Origin of the sequence: Lonsdalea quercina subsp. quercina (assembly GCF_000688655.1) — a bacterium.
In the GTDB taxonomy this organism is placed as follows: Bacteria; Pseudomonadota; Gammaproteobacteria; order Enterobacterales; family Enterobacteriaceae; genus Lonsdalea; species Lonsdalea quercina.
Genome location: NZ_JIBO01000006.1, coordinates 382,340 through 396,800 on the forward strand (window position 1 = coordinate 382,340; position 14,461 = coordinate 396,800).

The 14,461-nt window shown below is 55.5% G+C and carries 12 protein-coding genes; 4 read left to right on the forward strand and 8 right to left on the reverse strand.

Annotated features, from left to right (window positions below):
• The first annotated feature begins 102 nt into the window (after positions 1-102).
• Together RZ35_RS06800 and osmB are read left to right on the forward strand one after the other, a co-directional pair.
• Entirely contained in the window at positions 103-2,034 is a 1,932-nt protein-coding gene (locus tag RZ35_RS06800; RefSeq protein WP_026742625.1) for an exoribonuclease II, read from the forward strand.
• 979 nt (positions 2,035-3,013) lie between these two features.
• On the forward strand, positions 3,014-3,229 hold the full coding sequence (gene osmB, locus RZ35_RS06810) for an osmotically-inducible lipoprotein OsmB (protein ID WP_026742627.1): 216 nt from the start codon (positions 3,014-3,016) through the stop codon (positions 3,227-3,229).
• Between the two features lie 54 nt (positions 3,230-3,283).
• Here osmB and yciH read toward each other — a convergent pair whose 3' ends face one another.
• The 5 genes from yciH to pgpB form a co-directional block, all read right to left on the reverse strand.
• A complete protein-coding gene (gene yciH / locus RZ35_RS06815) occupies positions 3,284-3,613 on the reverse strand; it encodes a stress response translation initiation inhibitor YciH (protein ID WP_026742628.1) in 330 nt (109 codons plus the stop codon).
• A gap of 2 nt (positions 3,614-3,615) precedes the next feature.
• A complete protein-coding gene (pyrF, locus tag RZ35_RS06820; RefSeq protein WP_026742629.1) occupies positions 3,616-4,347 on the reverse strand; it encodes an orotidine-5'-phosphate decarboxylase in 732 nt (243 codons plus the stop codon).
• 269 nt (positions 4,348-4,616) lie between these two features.
• Entirely contained in the window at positions 4,617-5,786 is a 1,170-nt protein-coding gene (lapB, locus tag RZ35_RS06825) for a lipopolysaccharide assembly protein LapB (RefSeq protein WP_026742630.1), read from the reverse strand.
• 13 nt (positions 5,787-5,799) lie between these two features.
• Positions 5,800-6,105: a LapA family protein gene (locus RZ35_RS06830; RefSeq protein ID WP_026740275.1), complete on the reverse strand. Its 306-nt coding sequence runs from the start codon at positions 6,103-6,105 to the stop codon at positions 5,800-5,802.
• Positions 6,106-6,284: 179 nt separating this feature from the next.
• Positions 6,285-7,064 (reverse strand): phosphatidylglycerophosphatase B, encoded by a 780-nt coding sequence (pgpB, locus tag RZ35_RS06835; RefSeq protein WP_026742631.1) that lies wholly within the window; start codon positions 7,062-7,064, stop codon positions 6,285-6,287.
• 266 nt (positions 7,065-7,330) lie between these two features.
• On the opposite strand from pgpB, the gene ribA reads away from it, so the two are divergent.
• Complete coding sequence (gene ribA, locus RZ35_RS06840) at positions 7,331-7,924, forward strand: GTP cyclohydrolase II (protein WP_026742632.1); 594 nt, start codon at positions 7,331-7,333, stop codon at positions 7,922-7,924.
• Positions 7,925-7,979: 55 nt separating this feature from the next.
• Here ribA and RZ35_RS06845 read toward each other — a convergent pair whose 3' ends face one another.
• Positions 7,980-9,596 carry an ABC transporter substrate-binding protein gene (locus RZ35_RS06845; protein ID WP_026742633.1) on the reverse strand — a complete coding sequence of 539 codons (1,617 nt, stop codon included), beginning with the start codon at positions 9,594-9,596 and terminating at the stop codon, positions 7,980-7,982.
• Between the two features lie 116 nt (positions 9,597-9,712).
• Positions 9,713-12,397, reverse strand: coding sequence for an aconitate hydratase AcnA (gene acnA / locus RZ35_RS06850; protein WP_026742634.1), 2,685 nt, complete (start codon positions 12,395-12,397; stop codon positions 9,713-9,715).
• A 430-nt stretch (positions 12,398-12,827) separates the two neighbouring features.
• Between acnA and gstA the strand changes: the two genes are divergently transcribed.
• Positions 12,828-13,442: a glutathione transferase GstA gene (gene gstA, locus RZ35_RS06855; RefSeq protein WP_026742635.1), complete on the forward strand. Its 615-nt coding sequence runs from the start codon at positions 12,828-12,830 to the stop codon at positions 13,440-13,442.
• 72 nt (positions 13,443-13,514) lie between these two features.
• On the opposite strand, the gene pdxY is transcribed toward gstA, so the two are convergent.
• Positions 13,515-14,378, reverse strand: coding sequence for a pyridoxal kinase PdxY (gene pdxY / locus RZ35_RS06860; RefSeq protein ID WP_026742636.1), 864 nt, complete (start codon positions 14,376-14,378; stop codon positions 13,515-13,517).
• Positions 14,379-14,461: the final 83 nt, after the last annotated feature.

A 14,461-nucleotide genomic window follows, 5' to 3' on the forward strand; every position in this document is an offset into this window, starting at 1 on the left:
GGCAAATATTGCTGGAGCCTCCGATCAACGCTTGCCGCCGGGGCACGATTCGCGTAAAACTGTGGGCCGCTAAAGCCACCTATAACCGCATTTCTGGACGCTATGTTTCAAGACAATCCGCTGCTTGCACAGCTTAAACAGCAACTCCACTCTAAGACGCCACGTGTAGAAGGCGTCGTAAAAGGCACCGATAAGGGATTTGGTTTTCTTGAAGCCGACGCACAGAAGAGCTACTTCATCCCACCGCCGCACATGAAAAAAGTGATGCACGGCGACCGTATCGTTGCGACGCTGCATACGGAAAAAGATCGTGAAATCGCCGAACCGGAATCCCTGATCGAACCGTTCCTGACCCGTTTCGTGGGACGCGTCCAGAAAAAAGACGACCGCCTGTCAATCACCCCCGACCATCCGTTGCTGAAAGATGCGATCAGCTGCCGTGTCGCACGTCAACTGGACCACGAGATTCAGGATGGCGATTGGGTGGTTGCGGAGATGCGTCGCCACCCGCTCAAAGGCGACCGTAATTTCCATGCGGAAATCACCGAATACATTACTACCGGCGACGATCCGCTGGTGCCATGGTGGGTGACGTTGTCACGTCATAACCTGGAGCGTAGCGCGCCGGAGAATGACGCCGCTGAGCTGAATGATGGCGCACTGACGCGAGAAGATTTAACCGCTCTGGACTTTGTCACCATTGATAGCGCCAGTACCGAAGATATGGATGACGCATTGTATGTCCGCGACAACGGCGACGGGACGTTGGAAATGACGGTAGCGATCGCCGATCCGACCGCGTATGTCCCCGCCGACAGCGAGCTGGACGCGGTCGCCCGCAAACGCGCTTTCACCAACTACCTGCCCGGTTTTAACATCCCGATGTTACCGCGTCACCTGTCGGACGATATCTGCTCTTTGCGCCCGCAGGAACGCCGTCCGGTGATGGCCTGCCGCGTCACATTGGCCGCGGATGGCGCGATGAGCGACATCCACTTTTTCGCCGCCTGGATCAAGTCCCGCGCCAAGCTGGTTTACGACGAAGTGTCCGACTGGCTAGAAGAGAAAGGCGAATGGCAGCCCGAGAGCGAGGCCATCGCTACCCAGATCCGTCTGTTGCACCAGATGTCGCAGCTGCGCAGCGCCTGGCGCACGGCGAACGCGCTGGTGTTTAAAGACCGTCCGGACTACCGCTTCCTGCTGGGAGAAAAAGGTGAAGTGCTGGATATCGTGGTCGAACCGCGCCGTATCGCCAATCGCATCGTCGAAGAAGCCATGATCGCCGCTAACGTCTGTGCTGCCATCGTATTGCGCGAAAAACTGGGCTTCGGCATTTACAACATCCACAACGGGTTCGATCCGGTTACGGTTGAACAAGCGGTCGCCATTCTGGAAAGCAACGGAATTCAGGCCGATGCGCAGCAGATACTGACGCTGCCAGGCTTCTGCGTGTTGCGTCGCCAATTAGATGCCCTGCCGACCCAGTTCCTGGATAGCCGTATGCGCCGCTTCCAATCGTTTGCCGAAATCAGCACCGAACCGGGTCCTCACTTCGGTCTGGGGTTGGAAGCCTATGCCACCTGGACGTCGCCCATTCGTAAATACGGCGATATGGTCAACCATCGCCTGCTCAAAGCGATCATCACCGGTCAGGCCGCGGAGAAACCCCAGGAAGACGTCACCGTTCAGTTGGCGGACCGTCGTCGTCTTAATCGTATGGCCGAACGCGACGTCAGCGATTGGCTGTACGCGCGCTACCTGAAAGCGCATGCGGGCACCGACACGCGTTTCTCCGCCGAGATTATGGACGTCACGCGCGGCGGTCTGAGGGTTCGTCTGCTGGACAACGGCGCAACGGCATTTATCCCGGCCTCATTCATCCATGCCGTCCGCGACGAACTGGTATGCAGTCAAGAAACCGGAACCGTCACTATCAAAGGTGAGGTGGTCTACCGCCAGAGCGACAAGCTGGACGTGATGTTGAAAGAAGTGCGTCTGGAGACGCGCAGCATCATCGCCAAACCGGCAGCCTAACTCGCTACGACGCCATCAGGGCCACCTGATGGCGTCAGCTCCCGCCAGATAAGCTCATTCCCTTCGTTCTTCGGCTGACGAACCGCTCGTTATCGCCCTACCTCTGCGCCATCCGCAAGATCGTAACCAGCGTATAGGCCCGTTTAACGAACGCATTTCCCTGCGTGGTCATTAGGTCAGCCATCAACGTCCTACTCCGCGTCTTACAGCGTTAAAGCCTCACGCCGTCATTTTAAGGTTAAATATTATTTACTGATCAAATATCAGGCTTACCTACCTTGCTTATGCGACGTAGACTGGGGTTGCACATTTTCACAGCAATCTTAGAAAGGAAAAATTATGAAAAAGATCGCAGCATTATTGTTAATCGCCGTTATTGGCACACTGTCTACATCAGCATTCGCCTGCCCTAAAGGACAGCATCCTCATGGCGGAACAGGGTCCCATCATAAAGGGGGACATTGTTCTTTCTAAATATTAAACCCGCTGTCACAGCGGGTTTATTTATTCCGAGCACCCACCAGCTTCCCTTCTCCCCGTCAAATTCATTAGCTATTTTTATGCTTATGTCTTGAATAAGGCAAAGCGTGTCCGCCCTCTGAACGGCGACAACACAAGGTAAACCTGTCGATGCGACTCCACGATGCAAGGGCGATTCTCCGTAATGCCCGCAGTGATTTGTCGGCGCCGTCATCGTTGCCGACTCATGGGGACTGGCCCCTGTCCAAGCAAGAAGCAATAGCGAGATACCGCGAGGAACATCGGCGGGCAGGNCAGTGGCATAAAGTGAACGATGGGATAACTAGAATTAAGAGTTTTTACCTATCGCAATTCTTGCCGACATTTATACTGCGCCTCAGGTAACAAAGCGTGAGTAAGTTGTAGTTAATTTTACAGAATGATGCCATCACCCTATTTCTTATGGGCAACGGTGACAAATCGTTGATTTCACCTAAGACGGCATCAACAGGAGAAGACCATGAGAGTAAATAAGGCATTGGCAGTGACGGTACTTGCGGTAGTCATGGCAGGAAGCCTGACCGGTTGTTCCAATATGTCTAAACGCGATCGCAATACGGCTATCGGCGCAGGCGTAGGCGCCGTAGGCGGATCCGTTCTCACCGGCGGCAGTACACTCGGCACGTTAGGTGGCGCGGCGCTCGGCGGCGTCATCGGCCACGAAGTCAAAAGATAATTATTATGGGCAGGTTTCCGTTACCGGACCTGCCCATGTCTGTCTTGCCCGCGGTTATCCCCCCGCCAGCTTCACCTTCATTCCTTTCGCTTCCAGCAGCTGTTTCAGCACGTCTCGTTTATCGCCCTGAATTTCGATTACGCCATCTTTGAGTGACCCGCCGCAGCCGCACTTTTTCTTCATCTCGGCCGCCAGTTTTTGCAATGCGTCATCATCAAGGTCGATGCCGGTGATCACACACACGCCCTTACCTTTACGACCACTCGTCTGGCGCTGTATACGCACGATGCCATCGCCTTTTGGACGCTCTACAGGGGCGGTTTTCTCCGCAATGCGTCCGCTATCCGTTGAATACACCAGCGGGTTGTCATCACGATAACTCATATTTATTCTCCTAACGTCGCCAGAATCGCATTCAGTGTTTGCGCCGGATCGGCCGACTGGGTAATCGGGCGGCCAATCACCATGTAGTCGACGCCGGCCAACTTCGCCTGCTCTGGGGTCATGATTCTGCGCTGGTCGCCAGCCGCACTGCCTGCCGGACGAATCCCCGGCGTCACCAGCTGAAAAGCCGCGCCGCAGCGCTGTTTAAGACGCTCCGCCTCGTGCGCCGAACAGACCACGCCGTCCAGCCCGCATTGCTGCGTGAGCACCGCCAGCCGTTCGGCCTGCTCTGCCGGAGACAGCGTGATCCCCAACCCGCGCAGATCGTCCTCATCCATGCTGGTCAGCACCGTGACGGCAATCAGCAAGGGCGCATCAGCCCCGTAGGGCATCAATGCCTCTTTTGCCGCCTGCATCATGCGCGCGCCGCCACTGGCATGTACATTGACCATCCACACGCCCAATTCCGCCGCGGCGGCAACCGCACGCGCCGTCGTATTGGGAATATCGTGGAATTTCAAATCGAGAAACACCTCGAAGCCGCGCTGTTGTAAATCGTTGACCAGTTGTGGCCCGAACAACGTAAACATCTCTTTGCCGACTTTTAACCGGCAGCGCTGCGGGTCGATGCGGTCAACAAATTCATAAGCATCGCGCTGGCTGGCATAATCAAGGGCAACAATAATCGGCGAGGAGTGGGAAGTCTGTTTCTGCGTTACGTTTTGGCCTTTCACTGGCGTTATCCCCGAGGTATCGATGTGGATTCAACGTCGCGGGGAGAAAGAGGCCGCACGACAACTCGACGAACGGCGCAAATGGNCTCCCACCGACACGAGACTAAGCGTTAATTTCCGCCGCATTCTACATGCCCCGCCCACCAAATCCCAGTGGCTGCTGAGCCGAGACGCATCGATGCCGGCGTGTGACACGCATGTTCGAGAAGAGAAAAAGGATGTTGTAACTATTTAGCGGGATAGGCAACCAACTCGGCGCGGGCGGGAAATTATTGGCCGTCCAACCCGCGTATCGGCTTGATCGTGGCCCAGGAGCGGCAGGACGGACAGTGCCAGTAAAGGGATTGTGAGGCGAAGCCGCACTTATGGCAGCTGTAACGCGGCTTGGTCCGAATTTGCTCCCCCACCATGTCACGCAACACCATCAGGCTATCTTTGGCGCGCCCTTCTTCGGCTTCGCTCAGGTGGAAATCCATTAGCCGGTGGAAAACTCGCATAGTGGGGTGTCGCTGTAGCTGGCGGTTAATATAGACCTGCGCCACTTCAGCCCCTTCTTCGTTCTCCAGAATATCCGCCAGCATTAAGTCGGCGGTAGCGCCGGTATTTTCCTCAACGCAGCGTTTCAGGAATGTCGCCCACTCCAGCGGTTGGTTCAGGTGTTGATAACACTCCTGAAGCATCGGCAACGTTTCCGTTACGAAATCTTTATCCTGATCCAGCACCTGCCGCAAAGCCGTCACCGCCTTGGCATACTGCTGCTGAGCCATGTAAATACGTCCCATCATGATGGACGCTCGAGCGCAAAGCTTATCGGACGCCGCTGCTTTCTTCAGCAGGGACATCGCCTTATCAAGATCGTCGCTGCCCATCGCCTGCAACGCTAACTCACAGTAGAAATGTGCAATTTCGCTGCGCAGATGTTCTTTCCCGAGTTTGACCAACTTTTCGGCCGTCTCAATCGCATTCTGCCAATCGCTGGTCGACTGATGAATCTGCAACAGTTGCTGGAGTGCGGTCAGACGAAAATCATCCTCGTCCACCAGTTGATTGAAGATCTCTTCTGCGCGGTCATACAAACCGGCGGTCATATAGTCGCGTCCCAGCTGTTGCACGGCCAGCAGGCGTTGTTCAAAACTGAGGGAGGCGCTTTCAGTCAGCGCCTGATGGATGCGGATAGCCCGGTCTACCTCGCCGCGGGAGCGAAAAAGATTACCCAGCGTCAGATGAGCTTCGAAGGTGTTGCTGTCGTCCTTGAGCATGTCAAGAAACAGTTCGACGGCTTTGTCCTGCTGGTTGGACAGCAGGAAGTTCACGCCCGTCACATACTCACGCGACAGGCGGTTGGCTTCATCCTGTTTGTCCTGCTGTACACTCCTGCGGCCCATGTACCAACCGTATGCGGCAGCAACGGGCAACAACAGAAACAGCAGTTCAAGCATAAAAAATCATTCCTTAGTGAGTCACAGGCTCGGGAGAGACCGTTTTACTCTCATCCGAGTCGGGCAGTTGCTGCTCGAGACGTTTGATTTTACGTTGTTCACGGCCTAGCGCAATGCGTAAACGCAGATAAAACAGCCCGCAAATGACCCACCCCAGCACAAAACCGGCGGCAAACAACGTCGCTAACAGCGTAGACAGGCGGTATTGCCCCTGTGCGATAAGGTAACTGAAGGTCACGACTTGATCGTTATGGGCTCCCAGCGTAATAGCCACAATGAAGATCGCCAACACGAGTAAAAAAATCAGCAAATATTTCACGTCTTTTTCCTGTGATATCGCTTGAAATAAAATGAATTATGCCGAAATCGGCTACAGACCCCATTTAAGTTAGCACTTCCGCCCCGACGTGGGAAACTCGTGAGAAAAAGAGCGTCGCGCGAGTCGCTGGAATGCCCGTTTCGGCGTGCGTGAGTCCACGCATCGTTCACATGTCAGGCTTAAGCATCACCTTCATGTGACAACGTCACCGTTTGTTTTTCTTGCTCAGCCTCGGTCTCTGCGGCGGTCAAAGGCCCACACCATCGAGATGCCAGCCCGGTGGCGACCAATACCAGCAACCAGCTTATGGCCGTCGCCATCATCAGGTCCTGAGGCCAATGCATCCCCAGCGCTAAACGGCTCCCCATCACGGCCACCGCCCATGCCATCACTATCGTCACGGTCACATAGTGGCGACGCGCCCACAACAGGCCGACTGCCAACAGCGCCCAGGAGGCGGCGAACATGGTATGACCTGACGGGAATGCAAAACCGGTTTCCGCCTGCCAGTGATGACGTAACCATTTGGGCAACTGTTGATCATCATGCAATTGGCTTTTAACCAATGCCGACCGCTCGGATCGCGGCAACGAGTAGAAATAGGCCTCATCGACCTGATGGCTCTTTTCGAGCCACTCGACAAAGGGTCTGGGTTCCTGTACCCAGCTTTTGATCGCCGATTTCATTCCCTGCCCGATACCTATGGTCACGATCAGAATCGCGAACACCCCCAGCGTCGATTTCAGGCTGAAACGCAGACACCACAACAACCAAAGCGACAACACGCTGCTCGTCACTACGCCCCAGGGTGACGTCACTGTTTCCGTGATCCAAAACAGCACACGCAGCCACCCGCCGGTCAGGTGCGGATGCCACTGCCAGCCGCTCAGCCAGACCCCAAGAGGCATTATCAGCAGCAACAGCGCGCCAATGGTAACTCTTTTAGTGATTCCGTACATTAATTCTCCCTATAATTCAGAGGGATATAAGACCAATAAAATTTTTCCGATATTACCAGAAAAGAGGACATAGGCGTTTAGTATGACGTAAAATACCTTTCGGTTACGTCAACGGCTTAGTGAGTAAAGTGTAGGCTCTGTTTCGCCTCTTATAAGCCCCACCAGTCTAAAAAACCGCCATTCATCCGGTCTTTTGTTAGCCTGCTATAGAGGTTTCGAGCAAAAGTAGTAGGATGCACTCTGTCTTTTTTATGTTGGAGATTAACATGCAGCTAAAACGAGTCGCCGAGGCCAAATTACCCACACCGTGGGGCGATTTCCTGATGGTAGGCTTTGAAGAAACAGCGACCGGGCATGACCATCTTGCGTTGGTGTATGGCGATATCTCCGGCTCCGAGCCCGTTCTGGCCCGCGTTCATTCCGAATGTCTGACGGGCGACGCGCTGTTTAGTCTGCGCTGCGACTGTGGTTTTCAGCTGGAAGCCGCCCTAAATCAAATCGCCGAAGCGGGTCGCGGGGTACTGCTTTATCATCGTCAGGAAGGCCGTAACATCGGTCTGCTGAACAAGATTCGCGCCTATGCATTACAGGATAAGGGTGCCGACACCGTTGAGGCGAACCACCAACTGGGCTTCGCCGCAGATGAGCGAGACTTCACGCCGTGCGCGGATATGTTCAAGCTGTTGGGCGTAGCGCAGGTTCGGTTGCTGACGAATAATCCGCAAAAGGTGAAAATCCTGACCGAGGCAGGCATCAACATCGTCGAACGCGTGCCGCTGATCGTCGGGCAAANCCCAAAAAACGAACGCTATATGGCGACCAAAGCCGCCAAGATGGGCCATCTGCTGGAAGGCAAATAGCCCTGCACAACACCGGATACAACCTAAACAGTCAGGTTGTACCCGGCTTGATGGCTTAATGCTTGATGATATAAAAATCCCGCGTGTAGAAGTTCCCTTGCAGGTCGGTTTTTAATCCCCCTACGTAGGGTTTAACCAGCTGACTACGCACGTAATAGTAAATCGGGATCAGCGGCATCTGTTGCTGGAGGATCGCTTCCGCCTGATGATAGTTCGCGTTGCGCTCTTCAAGACTTCCGGCATTGATCGCTTTGTCCTGTAACGCATCGAAGGCGGGGTCGCTGAACTTGCCTTGGTTGTTACTGTCATTGCTGCGCAGGGTATTAAAATAGGTCGACGGCTCGTTGTAGTCCGCAACCCATGATGACCTCACTACCTGGAAGCGTCCGTTGCGCATCGTATCCAGCAGGGTCTTCCACTCCTGACTGACCAGTTTAGTTTCTACGCCCAGTGACTGTTTCCACATGGCGCTGGCCGCTATCGCCAGCTTCTGATGAGCCTCAGACGTGTTGTATAACAGTTCGAAGCGCAAAGGATGACCCGCGCCGAAGCCGGCTTCCTGCAGCAGTTTTTTAGCCTCCGCAATGCGCTGCTGCTGGGTCCAGCCAGCCCAGACAGGCCGGTTGCTGGTATAGCCCGCCATCCCCGGCGGAACCAGGTTGTAAGCCGGTCTCTCCCCCATGCCCATCACCTTCTCGGCAATCACCACTTTGTCCAACGCCAAATCGAGCGCCCGCCGCACGCGCGCGTCGTTAAACGGCGGTATTTGCGTGTTGAATTTATAGAAATAGGTGGAGAGGAAAGGAGACACTTTGACCTGACCTGGTAGCGACTGCTGCAGGGACTTAAACAGCTGCGGCGGCAAGGTATTCGTGATATCGATTTCGCCGGACTTAAAACGATTGGTCTCCGCGGTCGGCGACGCGATGGGCAGATAGGTCACCTTATCAATCACCGTATGCGCGTTATCCCAGTAACGCGGATTGCGCTTTCCGACCAGCCTTTCGTTAACCACCCACTCACTGAGCGTATAAGGACCGCTGCTAACGAAGTTGCCTGGCTGCGTCCATCTATCGCCATACTTTTCGACGACCGCTTTTGGCAGCGGGGATAACACATAATGCGCGGCCATCGATAAGAAGTAAGACAACGGTTGATCGAGCGTGATCTGTACCGTTTGCGGATCTAACGCCTTAATGCCCAGCGTCTCCGGTCCCTTTTCACCACGCGTAATCGCTTCTCCATTCAGCACATGCATGCTTTGAATAAACGACTGGTACGGCGACACCGTTTTCGGATCGCTGAGGCGACGCCAGCTGAACACGACGTCGTCAGCGGTGATCGGACTGCCGTCGGACCAGGTCAACCCCGGCCGCAGATGGAAAGTCCATACCCGATAATCCTTGTTCTCCCAGCGTTCCGCGATGCCGCCGCTAAAGGTGCCGTCATCGTTTGCCCAAATCAGATTGTCGAAGAAGTCATGGATAATATTGGATTCAACGTCACTCTCCGCCCGATTTGGGTCCAGCGTCGCAGGTTCCGAACCGTTGCCGCGCACCAGTTCCTGCTTGTCCGACAGCACGGTGCCAGCGGGGACGACCGCCGCCTCCGCTGCGGCCCCCATGCTCAGCGCGCCCAGCATCACCGCCAGCTTCAGATGTTCCTTTGCCATTGTGTTTCCCTCTTACACGATGTGATGGTAAAAAAACTGCGGCCTCAGTGATACGCGATTATTTGACCTTCAACAAGAGGACGTTCGTATGACCTTACTTACCATAAGTGACAACGTCACTTGGATTTCAACATATTGCGGATGACGTAGTGCAAAATGCCGCCGTGACGGTAGTAGGTCAGTTCGTTACCGGTATCGATACGGCAATGGGTGCTCACCGTCTGGGTGTTCCCCTCCTCTGAGGTCATTGTCACTGCCACCGTACAGCCGGGTTGCAAATCTGTCAGCCCAGCAATATCGATACGCTCCCCACCGCTTAGCCCCAGCGTTTTGCGAGTCACACCGGCGGGAAACTCCAAGGGAAGGATCCCCATGCCAATCAGGTTGGAACGGTGAATACGCTCAAACGTTTCTGCTATCACCACACGAACGCCCAGCAGGCTGGGGCCTTTAGCGGCCCAGTCTCGACTTGACCCGGAGCCGTACTCCTTGCCCGCAATGACCGCCAACGGGACCTGCTCCCGCTGATAGCGCATCGCGGCGTCGTAAATCGCCAGGATCTCCTGCGAGGGGATGTGTCGGGTATACCCCCCTTCCGTGCCCGGCACCATTTCATTGCGGATACGGATATTGGCGAACGTCCCGCGCATCATGACTTCATGATTTCCCCGGCGAGAACCGTAGGAGTTGAACGCGTCTGGCTCCACGCCATGCGCCTGCAAATAGCGGCCCGCCGGACTGTCGGCCTTGATATTCCCTGCAGGAGAAATATGGTCGGTGGTGACGGAGTCGCCCAGAATAGCGAGAATTCTGGCGCCCTGAATGTCTTTTACCGGCTCCGGCGCGATCTGCATCGTATCGAAAAACGGCGTTTGGCGGATGTAGGNGGAGTCAGCCGGCCAGCGATAAGTCGGTTCATCGCCAACCGCTATCGCCCGCCACTCTTCCGTTCCGGAAAAGACTTCGGCGTACTCGCGACGAAACATATCCGTGCTGACGATTTGAACCGCCTCCGCGACTTCTTTCGCGGAAGGCCAGATATCACGCAGGTAAACCGGCTGGCCTTCATCATCCTCACCCAGCGGCTCACGGCTAAGATCCACCGTCATATTGCCCGCCAGCGCATAAGCCACCACCAGCGGCGGAGACGCCAGCCAGTTAGTTTTCACCAGGGGATGAATGCGGCCTTCAAAGTTGCGGTTGCCGGACAGCACCGCGCCGACGGTCAAGTCGCTTTGTCGGATCGCGGCTTCAATCGGCGCGGGCAATGGCCCGGAGTTGCCGATGCAGGTGGTGCAGCCATACCCCACCAGATGAAAGCCCAGCCGATCCAACGCAGCGGTAAGCCCGGCGCGCGCCAGATATTCCGTGACGACCCGTGAGCCGGGCGCAAGAGACGTTTTCACCCACGGGCGGGTACGCAGTCCGCGCGCCACCGCATTGCGCGCCAGCAGGCCCGCCGTCATCAAGACATTCGGGTTGGAAGTGTTGGTACAGGACGTGATTGCCGCAATAACCACAGCGCCGTCCCGCAATGCCTGCGTTTCACCTGCCGGCGAGTTGATCGGCGCGGAGACCTGCTGCGGCTGTTTCCGATTGAGATCCAGCTCACAACTGGCCCGGAAGGCCGCGGGCACATCAGCCAAGGCGACGCGATCCTGCGGGCGTTTGGGCCCCGCCAGGCTGGTTTCGACCTCGGACATATCCAGTTCAAGCTGGCTGGAAAAGCGAGGTTCATCACCCGGATTACGCCACAGTCCCTGCCGCTTGCAGTAATTTTCCACCAGCGCGATCTGCTCTTCGCTGCGATTGGTCAGACGCAGATAATTCAAGGTCACTTCATCGACGGGGAAAAAGCCGCAGGTGGCGCCGTACTCCGGGGCCATGTTGCCTAACGTCGCCCGATCGGCCAGCGGTAAATAGTCCAGACCATCACCGTAAAACTCCACGAATTTTCCTACGACGCCCTGTTTGCGCAGCATCTGAGTGACCGTCAGCACCAGATCGGTCGCGGTGATGCCTTCGCGCAATCGTCCCGTCAATTTGAATCCCACGACGTCCGGGATCAGCATGGAGATGGGCTGGCCCAGCATCGCCGCTTCAGCTTCGATACCGCCGACGCCCCAGCCCAATACACCCAAACCATTCACCATCGTTGTATGGGAGTCGGTACCGACCAGCGTGTCCGGATAGGCGATCCGCCGCTCTCCGTCCTGATCGAACCAAACGGTTTTAGCCAGGTACTCCAGATTCACCTGATGGCAGATTCCGGTGCCAGGCGGCACCACGCTGAAGTGACGGAAGGCTTTTTGCCCCCACCGTAGGAACGCATATCGCTCATGATTACGCGTCATTTCCAGCCGTGTATTTTCCGCTAGCGCGTCCTCTTCGCCGAAATGGTCCACCGTCACCGAATGGTCGATCACCAGATCAACCGGGGCCTGTGGATTGACTTTGTCGACATCGCCACCGAGCCGCCGAACGGCATCCCGCATCGCCGCCAAATCAACCACGGCGGGGACGCCGGTGAAGTCCTGCATCAGCACGCGAGCCGGTCGATAGGCGATCTCCCGATCTTCGTGGGTACTGGCTTGCCAAGCGACCAGCGCGCGCAGATCGTCATCACCCACGCTATCGCCGTCGTAGAATCGCAGCACGTTTTCAAATAACACTTTGAGGGATTTCGGTAAGGCGTCGATATTGCCCCAGCGGTCGGCGGCCAACGCCAGACTAAAGAAATGATAGGTGTGCTGACCCGCGGTCAGCGTTTCCATGCAGGCATGGCGACGTTGTATTGACATGCTTCCTCCAGGCTAATGCGTAACTGCCCTGCGGGACGCCGTAGGGCAAAGCAGGACGTTCTCGCCAGCGGGCAGGAGAGCCATCACTGATGGCCGCCGGCAGACAATAACCGGCATCTGTTTGTGGTCTTATTTAAAAATAACACAAACAAAAAATAACGTTTCTATAACAATGGCCGTTATCATAACGATAGGCATGAGTTAAAAATTCGTCGCTACCTGCGGCATGTGACGAAAAGGAGAGAGAATTTTCGGTTATACAGCGCGCAGATTGGCGCCTGGGAAAGCAGACAAGAATGAGTTTTTACTGTAAATAATAGGCGAGGCAATACATATCTCGCCTCAACGACTTCTTGCCACCCTATTGAAGCAGCCGACATCAAGAACAACACATCGAATCACATGGCAGTTTTTACGGAAGGAACGACGTATGAAACTCTATTACACCCCTGGTAGTTCCGCGCTGTTTCCTCATATCATCTTGTGCGAAACTCGCGCACACTTCACACTCGAGCGGGTGGACCTGCACACCAAAATGACCGAACAAGGCCGGGATTACCTGCACATTGCGCCTAAAGGTTTAGTCCCGGCGCTGGAGCTGGACGACGGCAGCGTCCTCACCGAAGCCGTCGCCATCGGGCTTTATCTGGCGGATAAAGCACCGCAATACAATCTCATCGCCCCCCCCAACACCATCCATCATTACCATGCCATCGAGTGGTTGAACTATATCGCGATGGAAGTGCACAAAGCGGTATCGCCGCTGTTCCACTCAGGCACCCCCGAGTCTTACAAAGACCTGATGAGAAGCTACCTGAAACAACGATTCAACTATCTGAATTTGGTGTTGAGCGAGCACGACTATCTCATCGGAAATCGTTTTGGCGTCGCCGATGCCTATCTGTTCACCATCGCCCGCTGGACGCATAAGTTGAAATTTGATTTGAGTACGTTCCCGGCGCTGAACAACTACATTGAGCGGGTGGGCAGCCGGCCGTCAGTTGAAAAAGCCATGACGGCGGAAGGACTTGAGCTTATTACCTGAATTAAGTCTCTATCGCGTTATAAAAACAGGGGGAACATTGCGTTTCCCCCTTTTTTTTGTCCAGGTGACGCGTTAACCGAGACGGACGGCCTGGAAATGATGGCGCGGACGAGCGATCCCATCCTGTGCCGCCACCAGCTGTAGCTCGTACTGTTGCATCTCGCTCGTCATGAGCATGACCTCGTATACCGCTGCGGTGGTATGCTCCAGCGCTTTCTCCAGCGCAATGCCTTTAAGCAAGTTCACTAACAGTAAACCGCTGGTCAGATCGCCCACGCCCACCGGCTGTTTTTCGCCGAAATCCACCAAGGGTCGGCTGATATGCCAGGCTTCCGTCGCTGTCACCAACAGCATTTCGAAGCTGTCCTGACGATAGGCCGCGCGGCTCAGGTGTTTTACCAGCACCAGCTTGGGACCGCGCCGACACAGCTCACGACACGCCGATACCGCTTCATCCACGTTGTGTACCGTGTGTCCGCTCAGCAGCTCCAATTCAGGTAAGTTGGGCGCTATGGCGTCGCTGACCAGCAGCGACTGGTGACAGTGGAAGTCCGTCACGCCGGGGGCAACGATGCAGCCTTTCTCCGGCGTGCCCATCACCGGATCGCAGAAATAGATCGCATTGGGGTTGGCCGCTTTGACCTGGCGAACGATATCCAGGATATGCGCGCCCTGCTCGGGGGAGCCAATATACCCGCTCAATACCGCGTCACAGTCCTTCAGTCGGTCGATGTTGCCGATGCCCTGAACAATCTCTGTCAGGTGCTCGGCAGGCATGACGCAGCCTGTCCACTGTCCGTACTGGGTATGATTGGAAAACTGCACCGTATTCAACGGCCAGACATTGACGCCCATGCGTCGCATCGGAAACTCGGCGGCGCTATTACCGGCATGGCCAAAGACGACGTGAGACTGGATCGACAGNATATTTTTCATGAACGATAGCTACCCTTGCCCCTGTGTTGCGATTTTTTTCGTACAGAATGAATAAAGGGAGCATCACGCTCCCTTCAAAAACC

Coding starts and splice junctions, on each gene's coding strand:
- lapB (WP_026742630.1), bottom strand. CDS start 5,786: ATGCTTGAACTGCTGTTTCTGTTGTTGCCCGTTGCTGCCGCATACGGT.
- gstA (WP_026742635.1), top strand. CDS start 12,828: ATGAAACTCTATTACACCCCTGGTAGTTCCGCGCTGTTTCCTCATATC.
- pgpB (WP_026742631.1), bottom strand. CDS start 7,064: ATGTACGGAATCACTAAAAGAGTTACCATTGGCGCGCTGTTGCTGCTG.
- osmB (WP_026742627.1), top strand. CDS start 3,014: ATGAGAGTAAATAAGGCATTGGCAGTGACGGTACTTGCGGTAGTCATG.
- RZ35_RS06800 (WP_026742625.1), top strand. CDS start 103: ATGTTTCAAGACAATCCGCTGCTTGCACAGCTTAAACAGCAACTCCAC.
- RZ35_RS06845 (WP_026742633.1), bottom strand. CDS start 9,596: ATGGCAAAGGAACATCTGAAGCTGGCGGTGATGCTGGGCGCGCTGAGC.
- yciH (WP_026742628.1), bottom strand. CDS start 3,613: ATGAGTTATCGTGATGACAACCCGCTGGTGTATTCAACGGATAGCGGA.